We start from the raw sequence: 21,837 nt of genomic DNA on the forward strand, positions 1-21,837 counted from the left end.
CACCCCCTGGCAGGCCAGGACCAACAGGCCCACCCCCCGCCAAACCGCCCCCACCACCTGCGCGGCCGTCGCCGCCGTCGCGATCACCGCGATCACGACGACCAGCCCCAGCAGAGGCACCACCACGCGCCGAACCAAAACGCGCTCCGCGCGTCGCCGTACGGACCACCCGATCACAGAAACGTGCAGCAAGCCGAAAGCCACGAGCGCCCCCACGTCCACCACCGACACCAGCCGGTCCAGCCCGTCCGCCCGCAGGGCCGCCCACACCGCCGCGAGCAGCGTCACCGACGCCGCGCCGAGGACGGCGAGCCGGGGCACGCCGGAGCCACGGTCGACCTCCGCGAGGCGGCCGGGGAGGCGGCGGTCGCGGGCCATCGCGAAGAGGAGGCGGCCCGCCGCCGCCTGGCCCGCCAGCGCGGCGAAGGCCGCGCCGACCGCCTTGCTCGCCGCCACCAGGTGGTGCAGCCACAGGCCCGTCGCCGCGTCGACCGTGGCGTAGAACGCCGCGCCCTGGCGCGCCGGCCGTGCCGCCAGTTCCGCCGGGGAGACGGGCGCGGGCGCGAGCAGGGCCGCCAGATAGCCCTGGAGGACGAAGAGGGCGCCCGCCACGACCAGGCAGGTGATGACCGCCCGTGCCACCTTCGGCGAGCCGCCCGCGGCCTCCTCCGCGAAGGAGGCGATCGCGTCGAAGCCCAGGTAGGACAGGACCGCCACCGATACCGCCGACAGCACCGCCCCCACCGCCCCCGCGTCGAACCCGCCCTCGCCCGTGAGGGGGGTCAGCCAGCCCCGGCGCGGGCCGTCCTGGGCCAGGGCGATGGCGGCGGTGACCACGAAGACCGCCAGCACGGCCAGCTCCATCGCCAGGACGACGAAGCCCACGGCCGCCGCCGCCCTGACCCCCCACAGGTTCAGGGCCGTCGTCACGACCACCGCGATCGCGGTCCAGACCCATGAGGGGACGGACGGCACCAGCGCGTGCATCGCGATGCCCGAGAAGAGATAGGCGACCGCCGGGACCAGCAGGTAGTCCAGCATCGCCATCCAGCCCGCGATGAACCCCGGGCCCTCGCCGAGCCCCACGCGCGCGTACGTGTAGACCGAGCCCGCCTGCGGGGCGACGCGCACCATGACCGCGTACGAGTGGGCCGTGAAGGCCATCGCGACCGTCGCCACGACGTAGACCAGCGCCACCGCCCCGTGCGACTTCGCCGACAGCGTGCCGAAGACGCCCACCGGTGCCATGGGAGCGATGAACAGCAGGCCGTAGACCACGAGGTCGCGAAAGGTGAGGGTGCGGTGGAGCGTGCCCTCGTCGGCGAAGGGGGGAGGGGTGGCCATGGGGTCAGTATTCGGGCGTCCCGGCCGGGCGGTGGCCCGGCCACGCCGGTGGGGGCGGGCCCTTACGATGGACCGCATGACAGCTACCCCCGCCCGCAAGGTTCTGCTCGCCGCCCCCCGTGGCTACTGCGCGGGCGTGGACCGTGCCGTGATCGCCGTCGAGAAGGCGCTGGAGCAGTACGGCGCCCCCGTCTATGTGCGGCACGAGATCGTGCACAACAAGTACGTGGTGAAGACCCTGGAGAAGAAGGGCGCGATCTTCGTCGACGAGACGGTCGAGGTGCCCGAGGGCAACATCGTCATCTTCTCCGCGCACGGCGTTGCCCCCGTGGTCCACGAGGAGGCCGAGCGCGGCAAGCTCGCCACCATCGACGCCACGTGCCCCCTGGTGACCAAGGTCCACAAGGAGGCCATCCGGTACGCCAAGGAGGACTACGACATCCTCCTCATCGGTCACGAGGGCCACGAGGAGGTCATCGGGACCAGCGGCGAGGCGCCGGATCACATCACGCTCGTCGACGGGCCCGAGGACGTGGCCAACGTCGAGGTGCGCGACGCCGACAAGGTCGTGTGGCTGTCGCAGACCACGCTTTCGGTCGACGAGACCATGGAGACGGTGGACGCCCTGAAGGGCCGGTTCCCGAATCTGCTGTCGCCGCCCAGCGACGACATCTGCTACGCCACGCAGAACCGCCAGATCGCCGTCAAGCAGATGGGCGCCGAGGCGGACCTGGTGATCGTGGTGGGGTCGAAGAACTCCTCGAACTCCGTGCGGCTGGTCGAGGTCGCCCTCGGTGCCGGCGCGCGGGACTCGCACCTGGTGGATTACGCCGAGGAGATCGACGAGGCCTGGCTGGAGGGCGTGAACACGGTCGGTGTCACTTCCGGCGCCTCCGTGCCCGAGATCCTCGTCGAAGGCGTCCTGGAGTGGCTCGCCGCCCGCGGTTTCGAGGACGTCGAGACGGTGAAGGCCGCAGAGGAGTCCATCACCTTCTCCCTCCCCAAGGAGCTCCGCCGCGACCTGCGGGCCGAGGCCAAGGCCGCCGTCGAGGGGTGACGTCGAGGGACGACGTCGAGGGGTGAACCCTCCCGTCCACGCCTACGCTGCTGGGCATGGACGTATTCGGCGTGGACATCGGCGGATCGGGCATCAAGGGCGCACCGGTGGACCTGGCGCGCGGTGAGCTCTCGGAAGAGCGCTTCAAAGTGCTCACGCCGAAGCCGTCCACGCCGGACGCCGTCGCCGACTGCGTCCGGCAGGTGGTCCGCCACTTCGGGCTGCCGGTCGGGCCGGTCGGCGTGACCTTCCCCGGCGTGGTGGCCGGGGGGACGACCCGTACGGCCGCGAACGTCGACAAGAGCTGGATCGGCCAGGACGCCGCCGGGCTGCTCGGCGAGCGCGTCGGCGCGCCCGTGACCGTGCTCAACGACGCCGACGCCGCCGGGCTCGCGGAGATGGCCCATGGCGCGGGCCGGGGGCGTACGGGCACGGTGATCGTGCTGACCTTCGGCACGGGCATCGGCAGCGCGGTCTTCACCGGCGGGAGCCTGGTGCCCAATACCGAGCTCGGGCATCTGGAGCTGCACGGGCACGACGCGGAGACACGGGCGTCCACGCGGGTCAAGGAGGAAGAGGACCTCAGCTGGGGCCGCTGGGCCAAGCGGGTGAGCCGCTATCTCGCCCATGTGGAGATGCTCTTCTCGCCCGAGCTGTTCGTGATCGGCGGTGGGGTCAGCCGCAAGGCGGAGAAGTTCCTGCCGCTGCTGGAGGGCGTCAGCGCCGAGGTCGTGCCCGCTCAGCTCCAGAACAACGCGGGGATCGTGGGGGCCGCGATGGCCGCTGCCGCTGCCGGAGTCGTTCCCGCTGCCGCAGCCTGACCAGGAAGACCCGGCGGACGAGCGCGATCAGCGCGGCCAGCAGGGTGCCGGAGTAGAGCCAGGCGGCGTTCAGCGACAGCAGGGTCACCAGGCTCATCACCCGGCCGCCGAGGCCCCCCGTGCCGTCGCTCAGCGGCAGCGCCCCCACCGCGAAGGCGATGGGCACGCTCACGGGCGCGGTCATCAGCTCCGCCGGGCGCACCCACAGCGCGCAGGCCGCGCTGCCGAGCAGGAAGAACACGCCGTAGATCCGGGGCGAGCCGCCCACCAGCGCGTCCAGCCCGCCGATGGTGAGCATGCCCAGCGCCGTGAGCAGGCCGCTGCCGAGCCCGGTCAGCCGGGCGGCCGGCAGGCGGTCCAGCGCGGAGGGGGAGCGCCCGGCGGCGGGTCCCCGCGCGGTGGCGCCCCGCCGCTGGCCGGGGGGTGCGGCGGGCCGGGGCACGGGGGAGCCGCGGCGGACCTTGCCCTGGGGGATGCGCGTGCTCGGTTGCTCCACGCGACCAAACTAGGCAGGCGGCCCCAGGGAATCCCAGGTTGGACACGCCGTTTGCGCCACCTTGGGCGTGTGTTCGAGGAATCCTCCGTCCGGGGCGGGTTCGCGGCCCGGACCCGTAGACTGGTGGATCGGCCGCGTCACGGGGCGCGGAAGCCTTCACTACGGGAACAACGGGAAGTCGTCACGTGTCGCTCACGATCGGAATCGTCGGTCTGCCGAATGTCGGCAAGTCGACCCTGTTCAACGCCCTGACCAAGAACGACGTACTGGCGGCCAACTACCCGTTCGCCACCATCGAGCCCAACGTGGGCGTCGTCGGCGTGCCGGACGCGCGCCTCACCAAGCTCGCGGAGATCTTCGGCTCCCAGAAGATCCTCCCCGCCACCGTCGACTTCGTCGACATCGCCGGCATCGTGCGCGGCGCCTCGGAGGGCGAGGGCCTGGGCAACAAGTTCCTGGCGAACATCCGCGAGTCGGACGCGATCTGCCAGGTCATCCGCGCCTTCAAGGACGAGAACGTCGTCCACGTCGACGGCAAGGTCTCGCCGAAGGACGACATCGAGACCATCAACACCGAGCTGATCCTCGCCGACCTCCAGACCATCGAGAAGGTCCTGCCGCGCCTCCAGAGGGAGTCGCGGATCAAGAAGGACGTCGCCCCGAAGGTCGCGGCCGTCGAGGCGGTCAAGGAGATCCTGGAGAAGGGCGAGACGCTGTTCTCCGCCGGCATCGTCCAGGGCTCCGAGAAGGCGGAGCTCCTCCACGATCTCCACCTGCTGACCACGAAGCCGTTCCTCTACGTCTTCAACGTCGACGAGGACGAGCTGACCGACGAGGCCTTCAAGGACGAGCAGCGCGCCCTGGTCGCCCCGGCCGAGGCCATCTTCCTCAACGCCAAGCTGGAGGCGGACCTCGCCGAGCTGGACGAGGAGGACGCCATGGAGCTCCTCCAGTCCGTCGGCGCCGAGGAGCCGGGCCTGGCCACGCTGGCCCGAGTCGGCTTCAACACCCTCGGCCTCCAGACCTATCTGACGGCCGGCCCCAAGGAATCCCGCGCCTGGACCATCAAGAAGGGCGCCACGGCCCCCGAGGCGGCCGGTGTCATCCACACCGACTTCCAGAAGGGCTTCATCAAGGCCGAGGTCATCTCCTTCGAGGACCTCGTCGCCACCGGCTCCGTCGCCGAGGCCCGCGCCGTCGGCAAGGCCCGCATGGAGGGCAAGGAGTACGTGATGGTGGACGGCGACGTGGTGGAGTTCCGCTTCAACGTCTAAATATGCAGGTCGGAAGGGGGCGGACGCTGACGGGTCCGCCCCCTTCCGCGTTCCCGCGCCGGCATGGCGCCGACTTTTCAGCCGCTTCGGCGAGGTGTGAGCTTGTCGAGGTCCAGGCTGATCTCGAAGGGCACCGGGCGCCGGAGGGCGCCCCGGAAGATGCCGGCGGGCGCGTATGCGCCGGTCGGCTCGTCGAGCTCGTAGACGTGCACGACGGGCGCCCCGTCCTCGTCCTCGATACACCAGTAGTGCGGGATGCCGGCCTTGGCGTACTTGTGGAGTTTCACGGTGCGATCGCGGTGGGCGGACTCGGGGGACACGACCTCGATGACGAGTTTCACGTCCTCCGGGGCGTACCAGGTGCGGTCGGGGTCATAGGGCAGGCCCGTCAGCAGGAGGTCTGGCTCGGGGCGGTTGCGGGCATCCAGGCGGATCGTCATTTCGCGCTCGACCTCGAAGCCGGCCGGTGCCTGCGCCATGAGCGTGGTAGTCAGGGCGGTGACGAGGCGGCCATGCCAGGACCGCTGGGGCGACATCATGAAGACGAGGGCTCCGTCGATCAGCTCGGTGTGGCGTGGTGCCTCGGGGAGGCGGTCCAGGTCCTCCGCGAACCAGCCTTCCGCGCGCGGCGGGCGCATCCAGTCGGGCAGTGCGGTCATGGGACAACCCTAGCGAGTCGGACCGATCCGGGGCGCGAGACCGCCAACTCGCAGCGAACCATGGACGAGGGGCCGGTCCCGCCAGGGCTGGTCCCCTTCGCTATCCGGTCGCGATCTGCCGCCAGATCGTCACCGCGGCCGCCGCCTGCATGACCAGGAAGGCGACCTGCCCGGAGAGGCCGTGCATCTGGTAGATCGACGCCAGGAGGCTCAGGCGCTTCGTCCAGTAGGGCCGCTCACGGCTGAACGTGTCGGTGTCCATCCACATGCTCGTCAGGGTCAGCACCATGAGCATCAGGACGATGTTCAGGAGAGCCAGGCCCAGGGCCTTGCGGTCGATGCCGTGGCTGAAGGCGGCGACCACGCCGATGGGGACGAGCCAGGCGACGAACAGGCTCAGGGCCCGCATCGGGCCGCGCTCCCCGGGCAGTACGCGCCACAACGCCCCCAGGACCAGCCCCGCGCCGGCGAAGGAGATCTCCTGGGTCAGGAACCTCCAGACGACATCCGGGATGCCTGTGGGCAGGTCGAGCGTGAGCGCCCACTGGTCCGGGTCGTAGGCGTTCTCGTACCAGACGGTGACCACACTCGGGAGAACGCCGAAGACGGCGGCCCAGCGCGCGGCGTTGAGGGCATTGCGCCACCAGCGCCGACGCGGGCCCCAGCAGAGGGCGACGTCGACCACGGATACGGGATCCGGCAGGCAGTCGCGGCTGCATTTGGCCGGCCGCCAGTGGTGCAATGCGCTGAGCTGGTTCTCCAGTGTTCGTCTTTGGGCGCTCTCCGGGTGCCCGTGATCGACGAGATGCAGCCGGTGGAGCAGGTCACGGCAGCGGCGGGCATCGCCCATCATTCGCCGGTATCCCGCCGGGGTGGTCAGCTCCGCCGCGACGCGGCTTTCGCCTTTCGCCGCGTTCGCCGCGAAGCATTTCTCTGCTTTTCGGTCCACTCGACCCAAAGTCGACCATCTACGGCCTGCCTTCACCAGTGCGTAGAGCGCGAGCATGTTCAGAGGCAGCCAGAGGCCGTACAGATTCGCCGCGCTTCCCGCGAACTTCGCCACCCGCAATGCGAGGACGACGGCGAAGATGGCGGCCACCAGCAGGAGGTCCCATCCCTTCGGTCCGAGGGACTTGGCTCCGGAACGGGCCCGGGAGCTGAGACGGAGCAATGCCACAAGCGCGATCGCCGTCAGCACGGACGTGTGGGTGTACGTCCACAGGGGGCCGAAGGACGGGAATTCCGCCAGTTGCCGGCCCAGGATGCCCGTGTGGTCGTTGCCGAAGAGCGAATCGGCTTCCCCCAGCCAGTTGGCACGCCGCCATCTGGATTCGAAGGACAGCACATGGCAGAGCACCACCAGGGCCGCGACCACGGCGAGTGCGGCTCCGGTCGCCGTGACCCGGCGGAGGTGCCGTCCGGCTTGGTTCCGGCCGTCTCCGGTCGAGGAGCCGCCCAGTTTTCCTTCCCGTGCGAAACGCCAGGCCCATGCGGCCATCGCGGTGAACCACAGCCACAGCATGGATGTTTCCAGCAGGGCCAATCCGGCGATGGCCAGGGGCGGAGCCGGGGCCGTCGGCATGAGCTTCGACGAGAGGCCGAAAAGCTGAGGAGACAGGATCACCAGCAGGCCGATCGCTGCGGCCGCGAAGGTGGTGACGAGCACCGTGCGTCTCGTCAGCACTTTCCTGCCGTCGCCGGAGCGTTCCACGAGGGGAAGCCATGGTTGCGCGAGGAGGACAAGGGCAAGTCCCGATGAGATGCCGATGAAGGCGCGCCAACGGCTTGTGGCGGGGTAGAGCTGGAGCAACAGAGCCAATGTCAGGGCGAGGGCCGCGCTCAGTCCGGCCCACTGAAGGGCCGTGTCGGCCAGAGTTCTGGCAGCGGCCTTGTCGTTTTTTCCGTTCTTCTTGCGGAAGGGCCACGCCGACAGGGCGATCAAGGCCGAGCCGAAGACCCACCACGAGGTGACGCCCAGGTAAGCGATCAAGGAATCGCGGCGGCTCAGGGGGGTGAGCTGCTTCGGCCGCATGATGGAGGCCTCGGTGTCCGGGCCGGGTGGGGTCCATACCCGGCGGGTCTCGTTCGCGCTCGACGCTCCGGGGGCGTCGCCGATCTCCAGGCCGCCGGGGTCGATCTCGACCGTCCGCCGGGAGACCCCGCGCAGGACCTCCGGCGAGTGGAGGGCGACTTTCCAGTTCTTGTCCGGTTCGGCGTCGACCGTCCACGGTCCCACTTCGAACTGACCGGCGCTGTTGCCGACCAGGTTCCACGACTCGTACCGCACCGCGACCACGCCCTGCTGCTCGGTCGCCTCCGAAACGTTGCGCCACTCCGGGTGCCACTCGCCGAACTTCTCCGTCGCCCTTTTCTCGTGCAGGAGGCAGCGCATGGCGTTCCGGTACTTGGGGCTGTCCGTGCTGAGCGTCAGGTCGTTCGAGAGTGGCCACTGTCCTGCCGGAATGTCGATGCTCGTGAGCTGTCGCACCTCGGCGAAGTCGATGTGGTGCTGGTCGAAGGTGAGCTTGTAGCGGAGATCGATCTTCTCGGGTTGCCGGATCGGCGGGCAGTCGGTCGCTTCGGTGGCCCGTGCGTGGGCCTGCGTCTGCGCCTGCGCCGGTAGCGCCATCCACCACCCGAAGGCCGCGAAGGCCGCGAACGCCGCGACCGCGAGTACGGCCCACCGCCACCCGGGGCGTCCCGCCTTCCGAGGGATCACCGCACCTCCAGCAGTGATGACCGAGAGCATCGCAAGATCACGCTAAGTGGCCGTATGTACCCCCGCAACGGGAGGGAGGGTTTGCGCATAGTTGCGGAAATGCCGCGGGTGAGTGCTCTCCGCATGTGCCCGGAGGTCTCAACTCGGCGTCGCTGAGCTGGACTTCGCTACTTCCTGTGAATCTCTGGGTTAAGGTTGCGGATCGCAACCTACGGTTGCCAAGCTGTTGCGGACTGTCAACCCCTTGGGAGTGGACGTGGCCTTCGGTGACCAGCCCGCATACCTTCGAGTCGCCGGTGATCTGCGGCAGAAAATCGTCGCCGGTGAGCTGCCTCCGCACACCCGGCTCCCCTCCCAGGCGCGCATCCGGGAGCAGTACGGCGTCTCCGACACCGTTGCCCTGGAGGCCCGCAAGGTCCTGATGGCCGAGGGGCTGGTCGAGGGCCGCTCCGGCTCCGGGACGTACGTCCGCGAGCAACCCGTCTCGCGCCCCGTGGTGCGTACGGGGTACCGGGCGGCCGGGGAGTCCACGCCGTTCCGGCAGGAGCAGGGTGACGACCGGGTCAAGGGCACCTGGGAGTCCCGCAGCGAGCAGATCGCGGCCGAGCCGGGGATCGCCCGGCGGCTGCGGATCGGCCCGGGTGACCGTGTGATGCGCACGGACTACCTCTTCCGCTCCGGGGGCGAGCCGTGCATGCTCTCGGTCTCCTGGGAGCCCCTGGCCATCACCGGGCGCACCCCCGTGATGCTGCCCGAGGAGGGGCCGCTGGCGGGCCGGGGGGTGGTGGAGCGGATGGCCGCCATCGACGTCGTCGTGGACAACGTCACCGAGGAGGTCAGCGCGCGCCCCGGGCTGGCCGGGGAGACGCTCGCCCTCGGCGGGGTGCCCGGCCACTGCGTGGTGGTCGTCTCGCGGACGTACTTCGCGGGCGGCTGTCCCGTCGAGACGGCCGACGTCGTGATGCTCGCCGAGCGGTACCGGGTCGCCTACCACCTGCCAGTGAAGTAGGCGTGAACGGTGTGTGAAGCATTCCTCTACTGACTTTCAAGTCAGTTCATGATCTTGGGAAACCCTGCTCCCCGGACCGTACCGACCGGTAGGAACTGCCCCTCTATGTCCAGGTTGATCCTGATGTGAAGGGGGGGCTTCCGATGTTGCAAAACTCACATAGGCCCAGGTCAGGGCCTTTTGGCAGAACCAACTCGGCCAAATCGCTCGTACGATGGCGCGGTTTGTGTCCTGCCATGGGGGAGTAGAAAGAAAAGGAGATCCGGGGTTTGAGCACCGAACAGGGTTCCCACTCGAATTACCGCCGGACCCTCGGCACGACGGCGCTGACCGCCGTCGGCCTCGGGTCGATCATCGGCTCCGGCTGGCTGTTCGGTGCCGAGCGCGCAGCCGTGCTCGCCGGGCCGGCCGCCATCTTCGCCTGGGTCATAGGCGCCGTCGTGGCGCTGACCATCGCCCTCACCTACACCGAGCTCGGCTCGATGTTCCCCAAGGCGGGCGGCATGGTGCGGTACGGGCAGTTCTCGCACGGCTCGCTGGCCGGCTACATGGCCGCCTGGGCCAACTGGATCGCGATCGTCTCCGTGATCCCGGGTGAGGCCACCGCCTCGATCCAGTACATGAGCTCGTGGAAGTTCAGCTGGGCCGAGCACCTCTTCGACGGCAAGGAGCTCACCGGCACCGGCCTCGCGGCCGCCAGCGTCCTGGTGGTCTTCTACTTCTTCCTGAACTGGTTCGCGATCACCCTGTTCGCCAAGACGAACAACGCGATCACCGTGTTCAAGGTCGTCGTGCCGGTGCTCACCGCGGGTGCCCTGGTCTTCGCCCACTTCGACACCAGCAACATCGGCTCCGCCCACGGCGGCTTCGCCCCCAACGGCTGGAGCGCCGTCTTCAGCGCCGTCGCCGTCGCGGGCATCGTCTGGGCCTTCAACGGCTTCCAGTCGCCGCTGAACATGGCCGCCGAGGCCCGTAACCCCGGCAAGTCGCTGCCGAAGGCCGTCATCGGCTCCATCCTGATCGCCCTGGTCATCTACATCGCGCTCCAGGTCGCCTTCCTGATGGCCGTCCCGGCCGCGGACCTCTCCGGTGGCTGGAACACGCTGGCCTACAAGTCCCCGCTGGCGGACCTCTCCATCACCTGGGGCCTGAACTGGCTCGCCCTGCTGCTCTACGCGGACGCCTTCATCTCCCCGTCGGGCACCGGCATGATCTACGCGGCCACCACCTCGCGCATGATCAACGGCGTCCAGGAGAACGGCCACCTGCCGAAGGTCTTCGGCAAGGTCGACCCCAAGACCGGTGTCCCGAAGCCGGCCCTGCTGCTCAACCTCGCGATCTCCTTCGTCTTCCTGGCCGTCTTCCGCGGCTGGGGCTCGATCGCCGAGATCGTCGGTGTCGCCACCGTCATCTCGTACATCACCGGCCCCGTCGCCGTGATGTCGCTGCGCCGCATCGCCCCGGACATGAAGCGCCCGGTCAAGCTGAAGGCCATGCCGGTCATCGCCCCCGTCGCGATGATCTTCGGCTCGCTGGTCATGTACTGGGCCCGCTGGCCGCTGACGGGCAAGGTCATCTTCATCATGGCCATCGGTCTGCCGATCTGGGCCTGGTACGAGCTGCGCAAGCCGTGGGCCGAGCTCAAGCCGCACCTGAAGGCCGGCTCCTGGATGGTGACCTACCTGCTGGTCATGGCGGTGGTCTCGTACGCCGGCGGCACCGAGTTCGGTGGCAAGGGCTACCTGCCGCAGGGTGTCGACATCGTCGTCGTTGTCCTGATCGCGCTGGTCTTCTACGTGTGGGGTGTGCGCAGCGCGTGGCGCAACCCGACCCTTGAGCAGGTCGAGAAGGAAATCATGGCGGCCGAGGTGGCCGAGGCTCCCGAGGAGCCGGAGCTCGCCAAGACCAAGTAGCCCGCACGGGTGGCCGAATGCGTACCTCTTCGTGAAAACCCGTATCCGGTGCGTAAAGGTCGGGCGTAGGCTCGGGCATATGCGTACTGCGGTTTCTCCGGGAACCCCCGGAGGAGTCACCGAAGGGCGTGCGCCGGTGCGCGCGGGGACGGGAGGGCAGGAGCGATGACTGACACCGGACCGGTCCTGCCCTGGCTGGTGATCCGCCAGGACGAGAACGGCAACCGCTACCGTGTCGGCCGCTACGCCACCAGAACGGAAGCGGAGCGCGTCGCCGACCGGCTCGACATGGAGGGCGACCGAAGGCTCTACGTCGTCGAACGAGTCGGCCACACGGTCACCTAGGCCCTGGGCCCACGACCTCCCGGACGCCGGGTGGTACTGAGAGATCAGTACCACCCGGCGTCTACGCTTTACCCCCATGACGACGGTGCGCGTGGTGGTGGCTGGAGCGGTGTTTCACGAGGGGCGGCTGCTGGCCGCGCGGCGCAGCGCCCCGCCCGAGCTCGCCGGACGCTGGGAACTGCCGGGCGGCAAGCTGGAGCCCGGCGAGAGCGCCCCTGAGGCGCTCGTACGGGAGCTCCGCGAGGAACTCGGCATCGAGGCCGAGCCGGTCGACCGCATCGCCGGAGAATGGCCCCTGAAGCCCGGCTACGTCCTCCAGGTGTGGACGGCCCGGCTGCTGGAGGGCGAGCCCCGCCCCCTGGAGGACCACGACGAGCTGCGCTGGCTCGCCCCCGAGAACGTCGGCGAGGTCGACTGGCTGGAGCAGGACCGTCCCGCCGTCGCCGAGGCCGCGGCCCGGCTGCGCGCCGGGGCGGACGCGTAAGCGCTACGCCGAATGCGGCAACCGGTGCCCATGGACCGGGGTGAAGAAGATAGCCCGACCCCTATACCGGGTATGTGCTGATTATTGGCCCCAAAGGGGGACATGCCGGAGCAGCCTGGGAAGTGGTCGGCGTGGGCGACAGCACGGGGACCGTGGCGCATACGCCTGGTTTCGCCGAGTGGAGCTTTCCCGCCGACGCCACGGCCGTGCGCACCGCGCGCACGCTGGTGCGCGACACCTTGCGCGAATGGGGCCTGGACTCCGTCACCGATGTGACGGTCCTCCTGGTCAGCGAGCTCGTCACCAACTCCCTGCGCTACGCCAGCGGCCCCATCGGGGTGCGCATGTATTCCCACGCGGGACCCACCCTTCTGGTGGAAGTCTCCGACCCGCTGCCCGACCTGCCCCGCGAACGCGTCGCCGAACCGGACGACGAGGGCGGCCGCGGACTCCAGCTCGTCGCCCTGGCCTCCCGGCGCTGGGGCACCCGCCCGGGAAACACCGGGAAGACGGTGTGGTTCGAGCTGTCCCTGCCTGGTTAGTAACCCGGTGGGAAGACATAGCGGGTTGAGACCGTGCTGTGATCGTGAAGTCCGTGTTCCGAAGGCCCCCTGTGCTGGATACTCGGCCTTCTGATGCCGGTGCGAGCACGAGAGCCGGAGGGGACGGGCACGTGAGCGAAAAGCCAGCGGGTACGGCGGGCAGGCCAGAGAGCAGGGACGCCACGGCGATGTGGCAGAACAGTCCGCCCGGCTCCCTGTACGACCACATCCGCGTGGCGTCGTTCTCCCTCGGCCCGGACGGCCGGATCGACCAGTGGAGCGAGCGCGCCGCCGAGCTCTTCGGAATAGGTGCCCGGCAGGCCGTCGGCCGGGACCCCCTGGAGATCCTGGCCCCCGTGGCGGACGGCCGGCGCCGTCGCCACCCCGCCGCGCCCTTCCTCACCGAGGGCGGCCTCGACGGCCGGGCCTGGACGGGCCTGGTGCCCTATCAGCGGGACGGCGACCGCCAGGAAGGCCTCGCCGAGATCTATGTGATGCCCAGTGAGAACGGCCGGGGCGACCGTGCCGCGCTCTGCGTCGCCGTCGACGTCCGGGCGCTGCGCGGAATAGAGACGGACATCGCCGCCTCGGAAGCCGTTTTCGGCCAATCTCCGCTCGGCTTCTTCTTCTTCGGCACGGACCTGAGGCTGCTGCGCGTCAACGAGAGTTTCGCCCAGACTTTCGGCCGCCCCGCCGCCTGGCACCGCGGCCGCACCCCCCACGACTTCCTGCCCCGTACCGAGGCCGACCGGCTCACCGCCGCGCTCCGCCAGGTCCTCGACACCGGCAAACCGGTGGCGGACATCCAGCTCGTCGGCCCCGTGCCCGGCCACAATGAACGCCGCCGCTGGTCCGTCTCGCTCTACCGGCTGCACAGCGGCAGCGGCCGCCCCATCGGGGTCGCCGCGATCGCCACCGACGTCACCGGACGCCGCCGCGCCGAGCGCGAGGCCGCAGGCGTCCGCCGCAACCTGGCCCTCCTCAACGAGGCCGGCGCCCGCATCGGCAACTCCCTCGACCTGGAGAAGACCGCCCGCGAGCTCCTCGACGTGGCCGTACCCCAGTTCTGCGACCTGGCCTCCGTCGACCTCTACCAGGGCCTGCTCGCCGGTGACGAGGCCCCGCCGGGCCTCGCCGACGGCAGCGCCGAGCTGCGCCGCGTGGCCTACTCCAGCGCCGTCTCCGGGGCGCCCGTCACCGGGTCCGGCCCCAAGCCCGTTCAGGTCGGCGAGGTCCACCGCTACGCGTTCCACTCGCCGTGCGCCCAGGCCCTGCGCACCGCCCACGTCCAGGTCGTGCCCGGCCGTGAGAGCGAGGACGGCGACGGGGGGCTCGGCGCCGTCGTGCAGTCCACCCTCGCCGTGCCGATGGTCGCCCGGGACGCGGTGCTGGGCATCGCCCAGTTCTCCCGTACGAAGGGCAGCGAGCCCTTCGGCGAGCGGGACACGGCCCTCGCCGTCGAGCTCGCCGCCCGCGCCGCCGTCTGTATCGACAACGCCCGCCTCTACCGCCGCGAGCACGAGCGCGCCCTCATCCTCCAGCGCAGCCTGCTGCCCCCCGGCGACCCGGAGGCCGCCGGCGTCGAGATCGCCTGCCGCTATCTGCCCGGCAACGCCGCCACCGAGGTCGGAGGCGACTGGTTCGACGTCATCGAGCTGCCCGGGCACCGCACGGCCCTCGTCGTCGGCGACGTCATGGGCCGCGGACTGCGCGCCGCCGTCGCCATGGGCGAGCTGCGCACGGCCGTCCGCACCCTGGCCATGCTCGACCTGGAGCCGGCCGAGGTGCTCTCCGCGCTCGACGAGATCGCCCACGGCCTCGGCCGCCCCGGCGGCAAACAGTCCGCCTCGCGCGGCGTGCGCGGCAGCGTCCGTCCCGCCGACCTCTCCGAGGTCTACCTCGCGACGTGCGTCTACGCCGTCTACGACCCGGTCACCCGGCGCTGCACGGTCGCCAACGCCGGCCACCTCCCGCCGGTCCTCGTCGAGGCCGGCGAGCCCGCGATGCTCCTGGAGGTGCCGCCCGGCATGCCGCTGGGCGTGGGCGGCGAGCCCTTCGAGGAGACCGAGATCGAGCTCCCCGACGGGGCGCTGCTCGCCCTCTACACCGACGGTCTCGTCGAGTCCCGCGACCACCCCCTCGACGAGGGCCTCCACGCCTTCCGCGAGGCCCTCGCCGACCCCGAGCGGCCCCTGGAGGACGTCTGCGACCACGTCCTCAGCGCCCTGGACACCCACCACGGCGAGGACGACATTGCCCTGCTGATGGCCCGGCTGCGCGGCCTGCGCCCCGGCTGCGTCGGCGACTGGACCCTCCCGCCCGAGCCCCGCTCGGTCGCCCGCGCCCGGGAGCTCGCCCGCCGGCAGCTGGAGGGCTGGGAGCTGGGCGATCTGGTCGACACCACGGAACTGCTGGTCAGCGAGCTGGTCACCAACGCCCTGCGGTACGGCGAGGGCGAGATCCGGCTGCGGCTGCTGCTGGACCGCACGCTGGTCTGCGAGGTCTGGGACAGCGGGCATGTGCAGCCGCGGCGGCGGCGGGCGCGGGATACGGACGAGGGGGGGAGAGGGTTGCAGCTCGTCGGCTTGCTCAGTGCGGCGTGGGGCAGCCGGCGGATCCCCCACGGGAAGACGGTGTGGTTCGAGCTCGGGCTCCCCGATGGGGATTCGCCGGCGCCGGATGCGGTGGAGGCCTTGCTGAGCCTGTACTGACCGGGTGCGCCGGTTTGTGGGCAATCGTTCCGCAGGGCGGAACGGGTGGGCACAAACCGGCCCACCGGGCCGCACCCCGTTCACCCCGCCAGCCGCCCCCTGGTGGCACCGCCACCGAACGTCGCCGGTAGCAACCCCGCCAGGATGATCCCTCCGAGCAGCGCCCCGCCGAGCGCCCGCGCCGGCGGTGGCGCGTCGTCGTCGGGGTACGACGTGCCGTACGTCAGCACGTCGTCCTCCGCCAGCGCCCGCGCCTGCTGCGCGAGCGCCATCGCACGCGTCGCCTCCGCGACGGTCGTCGCCACGTCGTGGCCCCCGCACAGGCCGATGTGCCGCTCGGCCTCCGTCAGCCGGGTCCGCGCGCGGCAGCCGATCGCGCCTCGGTGGGTGCTGATGTAGTCGCGGGCCGCCGAGACCTCCGCGCGGGCCGTGAGGACCGTGCGCGCGGCGCGGGCCTCGCCGGTCACGGCCTCGTCGAGGAGGCGCAGGACCTCCCGGGGGTCGTAGGGGCCGTGGGCCATCGCCCGGCGGGCGGCCTTCAGCGCCGGGGCCGCCTCGGGCCGGCCGGAGGCCTCGGCCAGGACGGCGTGGAGCCGGGTCGTGGCGGCGGTGAGGGCGTGGGTGTGGCGCAGCACGGCGGCGGTGAGGGTGGCGGCCTGGGAGAGGGCGGCCTCGGCGGCGCGCACGGAGACCGCGGCGTGGTCGGGGTCGGCGACCAGGAGTGCCGTACGGGCCTCGGCGAGCGCGGTGTCGGCGAAGGAGAGCCGGTCGCGGGCCTCGCCGGGGTGGTCCGCGACGGGGGCGAGGGCCTTGCGGGCGCGGCAGTGGGCGAGCGCGGCGAGCGCCGCCTCGGCGGTCGCGACGCGGGGGGTGAGGCCGCGGGCGGTGGCCTCGGCGCGGTCGACGATGGCGGCGGCGTTGGCCTTCAGGCCCCGCAGCCGGTCGAAGGCCTCGGATTCGGCATCCAGCCGCCGGTTGGCGCTGGTGCAGCGGGAGCAGATCTCGTCCAGGGCGTGCCGGCGGATCCGTTCCTCCTCGTAGGGGGCGTCGTCCAGGTGCTGGCGGAGCCGGAAGGCGTCGGCCAGCTCGCCCCGGGCGTAGGCCACGGCCTCGGCGAACGGCCGGGTGGCGGCCGTGCCCAGCTGGGCGGTGGCGAAGCGGAGCTCCTCGGCGCTGGTGCGGACCGCGTCGTCGGTGTCGACGAGGTTCGCCGACGCCTCGGCGTCCAGGTCGGGCAGCGCGGTGAGCGGCTGTGCCAGCCGGGCCAGGCCCGGTTCGGTGCTGGTGGCGACGGTCGGGCGGGTGCGGGCCGTCCCGGGGCGGCGGCGGGCGGCGCGGGCGCGCCGGGAGCGCAGGGCGAGGCCGGTGAGGAGGACGAGGGCGCCGCCCGCGATGGGCACCCAGACCGCGCGATCGCCGGGGAGCAGGCCGTCGCCGCCCGGGTCGCTGGTGCCGGGCTTGATGACGGGGGCGTGGACCGGCTCGCCCCGGAGCACCGACCGGTAGCCGTCGGCGGCGCCGATGGCGGCCCCGGCCCAGTCGTGCTCCCTGAGGGCGGGGGCGATGGCGGCGGTGGCGACCTGTTCCAGCTGGTCCTTGCGGAAGCCGGACGTCTTGTCGGCCGAGACGGCGTACTGGCCGCCGTGGGTGGCGATGGCCAGCAGGATGTCGTGGGGGCCGAAGCCGTTGCGGTCGGCCGTGGCGTCGGCCCAGGCGTGGGCCGCGCGGCCGGAGAAGTCATGGACGTAGGTGACGTAGAGCTGGACGTGGTGGTCGGTGTGCAGCCTTTCCAGGGCCGCCTCGACCTGGGTGCGCCGTTTGCCCAGCGCCCCGACCGTGTCGGTGATCCGGCCGGCGGCGTCCAGGTCGAGCGGGGTGTCGGCGCGCGAGGCGGGCACGGTCGGCAGGAGCAGGGCGCACAGTGCGACGAGGGCGCAGATCATGGCCCAGCCCGGCGCCCTCGGCCCGTAACCCCACGAAAGCCGCGTCACGTTTTGGAGCGTATGACCGGATTGGCCGACCCGCTACCGGGGGCGTGCGAGGTTATACGGAGGGTGTTCACGCCCATGTGCGGGCGCCTCCGCCGTCACGCACGCCGCCGTTGCGCGCCGGGTGTTGTGCGCCCGCTCGGGCGTACTCCGGCTACGCCGGATGGTGGAGTGAGAGGGAACCGGGGGCGTTAGCCCTTCCGGCGCCCGATTTTGTTCCCCAGCCACACCAGTGGGTCGTACGAGCGGTCGACGACCCGTTCCTTCAGCGGGATCAGGGCATTGTCCGTGATCTTGATGTGCTCGGGACAGACCTCGGTGCAGCACTTGGTGATGTTGCAGTAGCCCAGGCCGTGGTCCTCCCGGGCGCCCTTCCTGCGGTCGACCCCGGCCTCGGCGGCCGCGTCCAGGGGATGCATGTCCAGCTCGGCGACGCGCATCAGGAAGCGCGGCCCGGCGAACGCCTGCTTGTTCTCCTCGTGGTCCCGGACCACATGGCAGGTGTTCTGGCACAGGAAGCACTCGATGCACTTGCGGAACTCCTGGACGCGGTTCACGTCCTCCTGCTTCATCCGGTACTGCCCGGGCCCCAGCTCCGCGGGCGGGACGAAGGAGGGGACCTCGCGCGCCTTGGCGTAGTTGTACGACACGTCCGTGACCAGGTCCCGCAGCACCGGGAAGGCCCGCAGCGGGGTGATCGTGACCGTCTCCGCCGGGTCGAACACCGACATCCGGGTCATGCACAACAGCCGGGGCCGGCCGTTGATCTCCGCGCTGCACGAGCCGCACTTGCCCGCCTTGCAGTTCCAGCGCACCGCGAGATCCGGCGCCGCGGTCGCCTGGAGGCGGTGGACGACGTCGAGGACGACCTCGCCCTCGTTGACGGTCACCTCGAAGTCGGTGAGGCCGCCCCCGTCCGCATCGCCCCGCCACACCTTGAAGCGGGCCTGATAACTCATGAGGTGAGCTCCTCGTCGGTCAGGTACTTCGCCAGTTCTTCCTTCTCGAAGAGCTCCAGCAGATCCGGCCGGATCGGCGGGGCCTCCTGCCGCTCCAGCCGGACCAGCCCCAGCGCGGAATCCGCCGCCGCCGGCTCGGCCGACTCGTCGGCCAGCCGGCAGACCAGATTGATCCGCCGCCACCGCCGGTCCATCCCCGGATGGTCGTCCCGGGTGTGCCCGCCCCGGCTCTCCTCGCGCTCCAGCGCCGCCCGGGCCACACACTCGCTGACCAGCAGCATGTTCCGCAGGTCCAGAGCCAGGTGCCAGCCCGGGTTGAACTGCCGGTGCCCCTCCACCCCGGCCCGCCGCGCCCGCGCCCGCAGCCCGGACAGCCGGTGCAGCGCCTCCTCCATCTCCCCGGACCGGCGGATGATGCCGACCAGGTCGCTCATGGCCTGCTGGAGCTCCTGGTGGAGGGTGTACGGGTTCTCGGCCGCGCCCTCCGGGACCTGCCCGGCGCCCCGTGGGCTCTCCGCCCCGAACGGCCGCAGCGCCTCCGCCTCCGCCAGCTCCACATCGGCGTCCGACACGACGGGCGCCGCCTCCGTGGCGAACCCGGCCGCGTACCGCGCCGCGTGCAGCCCCGCGCGCCGCCCGAAGACCAGCAGGTCGGAGAGGGAGTTGCCGCCGAGCCGGTTGGAGCCGTGCATCCCGCCCGCGACCTCGCCCGCCGCGAAGAGGCCCGGCACGCCCATCGCGCCCGCGGTGTCCGGTTCCACCTCCACGCCGCCCATGACGTAGTGACAGGTCGGGCCGACCTCCATGGGCTCGGCCGTGATGTCCACGTCCGCCAGCTCCTTGAACTGGTGGTGCATGGACGGCAGTTTCCGCTTGATCGCCTCGGCCGGCATCCGCGTCGAAACGTCCAGGAACACCCCGCCGTGCGGGGAGCCCCGCCCCGCCTTGACCTCGGCGTTGATGGCACGCGCCACCTCGTCGCGGGGGAGCAGCTCGGGCGGGCGGCGGTTGTTGTCCGGGTCGGTGTACCAGCGGTCGCCCTCGGCCTCGGACTCGGCGTACTTCTCCTTGAACACGTCCGGGACGTAGTCGAACATGAAGCGCTTGCCGTCGCTGTTGCGCAGCACCCCGCCGTCGCCGCGCACCGACTCGGTGACCAGGATGCCCTTCACCGACGGCGGCCAGACCATCCCCGTCGGGTGGAACTGCACGAACTCCATGTTCACCAGCCGCGCCCCCGCCAGCAGCGCCAGCGCGTGCCCGTCGCCGGTGTACTCCCAGGAGTTCGAGGTCACCTTGAAGGACTTGCCGATGCCGCCGGTCGCCAGCACCACCGCCGGCGCCTCGATGACGAAGAAACGGCCGGACTCGCGTTCGTAGCCGAAGACACCGGAGACTCTCCGGTCCTCTTTCAGGACCCGCGTGACCGTGCACTCCTGGAAGATCTTCAGCCGCGCCTCGTAGTCCCCGTACTCCCGTTTGTCCTCCTGCTGGAGGGAGACGATCTTCTGCTGGAGGGTGCGGATCAGCTCCAGGCCCGTACGGTCGCCGACGTGCGCCAGGCGCGGGTACTCGTGGCCGCCGAAGTTCCGCTGGGAGATCCGCCCGTCCGGGGTGCGGTCGAAGACCGCGCCCCAGGTCTCCAGCTCCCACACCCGGTCGGGGGCCTCCTGGGCGTGGAGCTCGGCCATCCGCCAGTTGTTGAGGAACTTGCCGCCGCGCATGGTGTCACGGAAGTGCACCTGCCAGTTGTCGTTGTGGTTGACGTTGGCCATGGAGGCGGCGATGCCGCCCTCCGCCATCACCGTGTGCGCCTTGCCGAACAGCGACTTGCAGATCACCGCGCAGCGCAGCCCCTGCTCGCGTGCCTCGATCGCCGCCCGCAGCCCGGCGCCCCCCGCGCCCACCACGACCACGTCCCAGGACTGCCGGTCCACCCGAGTCATGTGAAAGAAGGTCCCTTTGTTCGTTTGTCAGAGGAAGCGCGCGTCGAGAAGCGCGCGTCGGAAGGTGCGCGCTCAGAAGAAGCGCGGGTCGCTGAAGGCGCCGCTCGCGACCAGATAGACGTAGAGGTCCGCCACCGCCACGCTCACCAGGGACGCCCAGGCCAGCTGCATGTGGCGGGCGTTGAGCGCGCTCACCCAGCCCCACATGCGGTAGCGCACGGGGTGCTTGGAGAAGTTGCGCAGCCGGCCGCCGACGATGTGCCGGCAGGAGTGGCAGGACAGGGTGTACGCCCAGATCAGCCCGATGTTGGCGAGCAGGACGAGCGTGCCGAGGCCCATATGGCCCCAGGCGCCGTCCGCGTCGCGGAAGCCCAGGATCGCGTCATAGGTGAGGATTCCCGCGACGATCACCGCGAAGTAGAAGAAGTAGCGGTGGACGTTCTGGAGGATCAGCGGGAAGCGCGTCTCGCCGGAGTACTTCTTGTGCGGCTCGGGCACCGCGCAGGCCGGGGGAGAGGCCCAGAACCCCCGGTAGTACGCCTTGCGGTAGTAGTAGCAGGTCAGCCGGAAGCCCAGCGGGAAGATCAGCACCAGCAGGGCGGGTGACAGCTGCCACCACGAGCCGACGACCCCCCAGTCCGCCCCGCCCTTCATCGGCACGCAGTTGTCCGCGAGACAGGGGGAGTAGAACGGCGAGACATAGGGGGCCGCGTAGTAGTCGGCGCCCGCGAAGGCGCGCCAGGTGGAGTACACGACGAAGGCGAGCAGCCCGGCGGCCGTGACGGCGGGCGACAGCCACCAGCGGTCGGCGCGCAGATGGGGAGCCGGGATCGCCGCGCGCGAGGAGTGGTGGACGCCGCCGCGCGCGGGCGCCCGGCCCGCGGCGGCGGTGGTGGTGGTTTCGGGGTCGATACCAGTGGCCAAGGGGGACTCCGGTCAGGAGTGGACGGTGGACTCTCCGCTGTGCGGGAGCCGCTAGGGCGCGCGCCGGACCCGGGAGCCGAGCCCCTCCTCGTCCGCGTCCCGCCACAGCGACGCGTCGTACGGGGCGTCGGGGACCTGCACCATCTGCTGGATCTGCTGGGCCGGCTGCTGCCGCCCGGGCCGCCCCGCGCTGTCCCGCAGCAGGGCCAGATCGTCACGCAGATGCTCCGAGTGGGTGCGCAGCCGGCGCACCTCCAGCCCGCCCTTGCCCAGCTGCCGCTCCAGCCGGTCCACCGTGCGGCCCAGCTCGTCCAGGCTGCGCTGGATCGCGTTCAAGTCATCGTTGACGGACATGATGTGGCCTTCCGCTTCGGTGATGGCGGGTGGCGCCCGGTCATGCGACAGAGAGTGTCGCGCGTCACACCCCTTGAGGGGAAGATAGCCGCCGCGATCGCGCCAATGGCGGAACGCGTTCACCCCGACCCCCTTTGGCTGCCGAATCGTTCGGCCGGGTGGGTGGCCTCGGCCGGGGCGGCGACGTGTCGGCACGGCTTCGAACGGGCCGTCGCTTTCAGTGGGCGGCAGCAGACGCCCCGGCGCGGCGCCACCGCGCCGGCCGCGAACGATCCCGGACCGGTCCGGCGGA

18 protein-coding genes are annotated in these 21,837 nt (G+C 71.1%); 9 read left to right on the top strand and 9 right to left on the bottom strand.

All coding sequences use genetic code 11. From position 1 onward, the window contains the following. A partial coding sequence (locus tag RM609_RS32820) for an APC family permease (RefSeq protein ID WP_311616056.1) occupies positions 1 to 1,344 on the bottom strand: 1,344 nt, incomplete at its 3' end. A 67-nt stretch (positions 1,345 to 1,411) separates the two neighbouring features. Between RM609_RS32820 and RM609_RS32825 the strand changes: the two genes are divergently transcribed. Both RM609_RS32825 and ppgK read left to right on the top strand, forming a co-directional pair. Next, complete coding sequence (locus tag RM609_RS32825) at positions 1,412 to 2,401, top strand: 4-hydroxy-3-methylbut-2-enyl diphosphate reductase (RefSeq protein WP_438828593.1); 990 nt, start codon at positions 1,412 to 1,414, stop codon at positions 2,399 to 2,401. A gap of 56 nt (positions 2,402 to 2,457) precedes the next feature. Continuing rightward, positions 2,458 to 3,222 (top strand): polyphosphate--glucose phosphotransferase, encoded by a 765-nt coding sequence (gene ppgK / locus RM609_RS32830; RefSeq protein ID WP_311616060.1) that lies wholly within the window; start codon positions 2,458 to 2,460, stop codon positions 3,220 to 3,222. Here the strand turns inward: ppgK and RM609_RS32835 are convergent. Continuing rightward, positions 3,119 to 3,718, bottom strand: a complete 600-nt coding sequence (locus RM609_RS32835) for a DUF6542 domain-containing protein (protein ID WP_311616063.1) — start codon at positions 3,716 to 3,718, stop codon at positions 3,119 to 3,121. The two genes, ppgK and RM609_RS32835, sit on opposite strands and share 104 nt — an antisense overlap. A gap of 185 nt (positions 3,719 to 3,903) precedes the next feature. Between RM609_RS32835 and ychF the strand changes: the two genes are divergently transcribed. Further along, the gene (gene ychF, locus RM609_RS32840; RefSeq protein WP_311616065.1) at positions 3,904 to 4,992 is read left to right on the top strand and encodes a redox-regulated ATPase YchF; all 1,089 of its coding nucleotides are present in this window, start codon (positions 3,904 to 3,906) and stop codon (positions 4,990 to 4,992) included. Between the two features lie 77 nt (positions 4,993 to 5,069). On the opposite strand, the gene RM609_RS32845 is transcribed toward ychF, so the two are convergent. Together RM609_RS32845 and RM609_RS32850 are read right to left on the bottom strand one after the other, a co-directional pair. Next, a complete protein-coding gene (locus RM609_RS32845; RefSeq protein WP_311616067.1) occupies positions 5,070 to 5,651 on the bottom strand; it encodes a Uma2 family endonuclease in 582 nt (193 codons plus the stop codon). Between the two features lie 100 nt (positions 5,652 to 5,751). Beyond that, the gene (locus RM609_RS32850) at positions 5,752 to 8,370 is read right to left on the bottom strand and encodes a DUF6185 family protein (RefSeq protein WP_311616069.1); all 2,619 of its coding nucleotides are present in this window, start codon (positions 8,368 to 8,370) and stop codon (positions 5,752 to 5,754) included. Between the two features lie 256 nt (positions 8,371 to 8,626). Between RM609_RS32850 and RM609_RS32855 the strand changes: the two genes are divergently transcribed. The 6 genes from RM609_RS32855 to RM609_RS32880 all read left to right on the top strand — a co-directional run bounded on the left by RM609_RS32855 (position 8,627) and on the right by RM609_RS32880 (position 15,374). After that, a complete protein-coding gene (locus RM609_RS32855) occupies positions 8,627 to 9,379 on the top strand; it encodes a GntR family transcriptional regulator (protein ID WP_311616119.1) in 753 nt (250 codons plus the stop codon). A 269-nt stretch (positions 9,380 to 9,648) separates the two neighbouring features. Further along, positions 9,649 to 11,292: an APC family permease gene (locus RM609_RS32860; protein WP_311616072.1), complete on the top strand. Its 1,644-nt coding sequence runs from the start codon at positions 9,649 to 9,651 to the stop codon at positions 11,290 to 11,292. A 165-nt stretch (positions 11,293 to 11,457) separates the two neighbouring features. Further along, complete coding sequence (locus RM609_RS32865; RefSeq protein WP_311616074.1) at positions 11,458 to 11,637, top strand: SPOR domain-containing protein; 180 nt, start codon at positions 11,458 to 11,460, stop codon at positions 11,635 to 11,637. Between the two features lie 76 nt (positions 11,638 to 11,713). Next, complete coding sequence (locus RM609_RS32870; protein WP_311616076.1) at positions 11,714 to 12,121, top strand: (deoxy)nucleoside triphosphate pyrophosphohydrolase; 408 nt, start codon at positions 11,714 to 11,716, stop codon at positions 12,119 to 12,121. Positions 12,122 to 12,243: 122 nt separating this feature from the next. Then, positions 12,244 to 12,663 (top strand): ATP-binding protein, encoded by a 420-nt coding sequence (locus tag RM609_RS32875; protein ID WP_311616078.1) that lies wholly within the window; start codon positions 12,244 to 12,246, stop codon positions 12,661 to 12,663. 188 nt (positions 12,664 to 12,851) lie between these two features. Then, positions 12,852 to 15,374, top strand: coding sequence for a SpoIIE family protein phosphatase (locus tag RM609_RS32880; protein WP_311616121.1), 2,523 nt, complete (start codon positions 12,852 to 12,854; stop codon positions 15,372 to 15,374). An 80-nt stretch (positions 15,375 to 15,454) separates the two neighbouring features. On the opposite strand, the gene RM609_RS32885 is transcribed toward RM609_RS32880, so the two are convergent. The 5 genes from RM609_RS32885 to RM609_RS32905 form a co-directional block, all read right to left on the bottom strand. Then, positions 15,455 to 17,365 carry a TPM domain-containing protein gene (locus RM609_RS32885; protein WP_311616080.1) on the bottom strand — a complete coding sequence of 637 codons (1,911 nt, stop codon included), beginning with the start codon at positions 17,363 to 17,365 and terminating at the stop codon, positions 15,455 to 15,457. Between the two features lie 188 nt (positions 17,366 to 17,553). Next, a complete protein-coding gene (locus tag RM609_RS32890) occupies positions 17,554 to 18,321 on the bottom strand; it encodes a succinate dehydrogenase/fumarate reductase iron-sulfur subunit (RefSeq protein ID WP_311616082.1) in 768 nt (255 codons plus the stop codon). Then, on the bottom strand, positions 18,318 to 20,267 hold the full coding sequence (locus tag RM609_RS32895) for a fumarate reductase/succinate dehydrogenase flavoprotein subunit (RefSeq protein WP_311616084.1): 1,950 nt from the start codon (positions 20,265 to 20,267) through the stop codon (positions 18,318 to 18,320). Before RM609_RS32895 ends, RM609_RS32890 begins: the two co-directional genes overlap by 4 nt. Before the next feature lie 72 nt (positions 20,268 to 20,339). Continuing rightward, entirely contained in the window at positions 20,340 to 21,191 is an 852-nt protein-coding gene (gene sdhC / locus RM609_RS32900; RefSeq protein ID WP_438828594.1) for a succinate dehydrogenase subunit SdhC, read from the bottom strand. 51 nt (positions 21,192 to 21,242) lie between these two features. After that, positions 21,243 to 21,545, bottom strand: a complete 303-nt coding sequence (locus RM609_RS32905) for an Rv0250c family protein (RefSeq protein ID WP_311616086.1) — start codon at positions 21,543 to 21,545, stop codon at positions 21,243 to 21,245. Positions 21,546 to 21,837 lie beyond the last annotated feature (292 nt).

Source organism: Streptomyces hesseae (assembly GCF_031845785.1).
GTDB classification, from domain to species: Bacteria; Actinomycetota; Actinomycetes; order Streptomycetales; family Streptomycetaceae; genus Streptomyces; species Streptomyces hesseae.